The sequence below is a fragment of the Candidatus Neomarinimicrobiota bacterium genome (assembly GCA_041862535.1).
In the GTDB taxonomy this organism is placed as follows: Bacteria; Fidelibacterota; Marinisomatia; order SCGC-AAA003-L08; family TS1B11.
The window spans coordinates 1-2,897 of record JBGVTM010000093.1; the positions used below are offsets into that span (position 1 = coordinate 1).

General features: G+C 57.8%; 4 protein-coding genes. All 4 read right to left on the reverse strand.

What is annotated here, in order from left to right; translation table 11 throughout:
• Positions 1 to 396, reverse strand: a 396-nt coding sequence (locus tag ACETWG_03690) for a hypothetical protein (protein MFB0515690.1), incomplete at its 3' end; no start/stop codon positions are given.
• 99 nt (positions 397 to 495) lie between these two features.
• Positions 496 to 1,464 (reverse strand): electron transfer flavoprotein subunit alpha/FixB family protein, encoded by a 969-nt coding sequence (locus tag ACETWG_03695; protein MFB0515691.1) that lies wholly within the window; start codon positions 1,462 to 1,464, stop codon positions 496 to 498.
• A gap of 3 nt (positions 1,465 to 1,467) precedes the next feature.
• The gene (locus ACETWG_03700) at positions 1,468 to 2,247 is read right to left on the reverse strand and encodes an electron transfer flavoprotein subunit beta (protein MFB0515692.1); all 780 of its coding nucleotides are present in this window, start codon (positions 2,245 to 2,247) and stop codon (positions 1,468 to 1,470) included.
• Between the two features lie 50 nt (positions 2,248 to 2,297).
• A complete protein-coding gene (locus ACETWG_03705; GenBank protein MFB0515693.1) occupies positions 2,298 to 2,708 on the reverse strand; it encodes a hypothetical protein in 411 nt (136 codons plus the stop codon).
• Between the last annotated feature and the right edge of the window lie 189 nt (positions 2,709 to 2,897).

A 2,897-nucleotide genomic window follows, 5' to 3' on the forward strand; every position in this document is an offset into this window, starting at 1 on the left:
TACCAGGGCCAGAACGATACCAATGATAAGGAGCAGGCCCCCGACGTCGTTGAGCACGGCGAACCAGGGCGTATCTTTACGCGGCAGGAGGTCCAGAAACAGGCCTCGTGATACCAGGAAATCGACGGTTGTGGCAAAGAAAAGTTCGATAAAGCCCCACCCCAGACACAGATGCATGACGGTAGCATAGCCAAAGTGGAGTGAGGAGACCTTCCGCTGGGCGATGCCATAGTAGACTGCGTTCCTGATCACTTCCCAGGGTCGGAGCGATCGGTTTTCCGGACGGCCAATCCTCACGGCGAAGGCCCGCCGGAAGTTGTAGGCGAAATAAAAGAGGGCGATGCCGGCGAGGATGTAAAAGAGGGTAGGAACGTGTGCGTCGGCGGCACTAGCCATGTGCTGGTCCCTCTACCGGAAGTTCCCCCTGGGAGTTGGCCCGCTTTGTGATGGCGGGAGGTTGCCGTGTTTCCAGCGGCAAGTGGTGGTCAGGAATCCCTAGCTCCCCTGGTGCTCCTTCAGAGCGGTGGTGAGGCGGGGGATGATCTCCAGCAGGTCGGCCACAATGCCGTAATCGGCAATTTCGAAGATGGGCGCGTTGGGATCTTTGTTAATAGCCACGATGCAGCCGGAGTTTTTCATCCCCACCTGGTGTTGAATGGCGCCGGAGATGCCCACCGCCAGGTACAGTTTGGGCGAAACGGTCTGGCCGGAGGAGCCGATCTGGCGATCGTGGGGCAGCCAGCCGTAGTCCACCACCGGGCGGGAAGAACCCAGTTCGGCATTCAATATATCAGCCAGCTCCTGAACCAATTTTAAATTTTCTTCTTTTCCGATGCCGCGGCCAATGGAGATGATGCGTTCTGCGCGGCCGAGGTCTACGCTGTCCCTGGTGTCCTGGAACCTTTCGCCTGGTCGTACGCGGGCGGGGATATCCGATAAGTCCACTTCTATGGTGCGGACGGTGGGTGATCCGGAGCCCAGGTCATCGGCTCGAAAGGCCCCGGCTTGGAAGGCAATAATCACCAGTCCCGGTGTGGTTTTCATTTCGGCGCTGATTTTGCCCTGAAAGATCTGACGCACCCAGCGGAGCTCGCCGTCTTGGTGGTAGCCCACGCAGTCGCTTATCAATGGGCGCCCCTTCCGGCTGGCCAGGCGCGGCAGCCAATCTCGGGCCTGGTAGGTGTGCCCGGCAACGAGCACCGGCGTTTCCGCTGTGAGGATTGCATCCATGGCCGCTACGTAGTACTCGGAGGAATAGGTGGCCAGTTCCGGGGCTGGCACCAGCAGGATCTCATCCAGCCGGACGCCGGTGAGTTCCGCCGGGGCCGTATCCAGGCCGAAGACCACTGCCGCCAGGGAATGGTTGAGGGTGGCGGCCAGCTCCTGCGCGCCTTTAAGGGCCTCCAGAGAAGTGCCAGCTACCTGACCGTCTTGATGTTGAATAAAGCTGAGCAGCTTGCCCATGGTTTAGAGCACTTTCGCTTCGTGGGCCAATTTTTCCACCAGTTGCGCTGCCACCTCCTCAGGGGCACCTTCCAGGAAGACAGTTTCCTTTATCTTCGGGGGCAGGTAAAGTCGCTGCAGGGTCTGATCCGGCATGAGGTCGCTGGAATTCAGCCCCAGATCGGCGGCGGTGAGCTGTTTGATTTCCTTACTCTTCATGGCCATGATGCCCCGCAGGGAGGCATACCGGGCTTTGTTGATTCCCGACTGAATCGTAAGCAGAGCGGGCAGATCCACCTCGATATGCTGGAACCACCCGCCCTCCAGCTCCTGCTTGACCTTCAGCCGGCCATCCAGCAGTTCCGTGTGCACCACCAGTGTGACATGGGGCAGGTTTAGTTCTTCGGCCAGCATCGGTCCCAGTTGTGCGTCGCCGGTGTCGTCGGCCTGGAGGCCCAGCAGGATCAGGTCGAATTTTTCCTCCTTCAGGGAGCGGGCGAATACCCTGGCGGCGCCCCCGCTATCCAGTTGGCTGAAGGTGTCATCCCGCAGGAAGAGGGCCCGGTCGGCGCCTTTAGCCAGGGCATCTTTAAGTACCTGGCCGGCCCGCTCGGGGCCGAGCGTGCAGACCACCACCTCGCCGCTTAAGGCCTCCTTCATCAGCAGCGCTTCCTCCAGAGCATAGGTGTCGCTCTCATTGGCGGTGAAAACCAGGTTGTCCTCCACCACCCAGTTTTCAGCGGCGTTGATCTTAAGCACTGACTGAGTGTCGGGAACCTGCTTGATAAGAACTGCGATTTTCACAGCGGCATCTCAGGGGCTGAAGTCAAATATTCGAGAAAACACTTGCAGGGCTATACATAGGCGAACGGGCTTTCCTGGACCAGCATATCAAGTATATTGTTTGAAACCGTAAGTCTCAGATAACAGGTATCGCCTTTCCCTAATGTAAAATCGGTGCTGTGCATATATGCCTGGCGATTTCCGTCGGTAGGCACCCAGCGAATGACGAGGCGGTGATGGCCGCGCGGCAGATCCAGGGAGAACAGGGCCAGTGGTCCTACCAGTGGGGCATTGGAATCCAGAAAGGCCTTGAAACGCACGTTGCCATCCACTTCTACGGATACCCAGTGCTGCTCAAATCCCTGCTGGAGATGAACTTCAGTGGCCACCAGGTCTTCTTGACCGGTGGTGTCGAAAATGCCGCCACAGCCAATCATCAGCAAGCCTACCAGCACAGCGGCTGGTGGTTTCAGGTTAGCCATCGGAGCCGCCCTCCTATATAGGTAACGGGTGCGAAGATCACTTTTGCGGCGGGCTTCCACCGCACATTGAACTTAGAACGGCCCTCATTAAAATTCAAGTTCTACACCTCGGATTTGTCCGCTGAGGGCGCCGGGAAATAGCCGGATTTTATTCATTTATATATGTAAAATTGAATATATCCGAAAGGG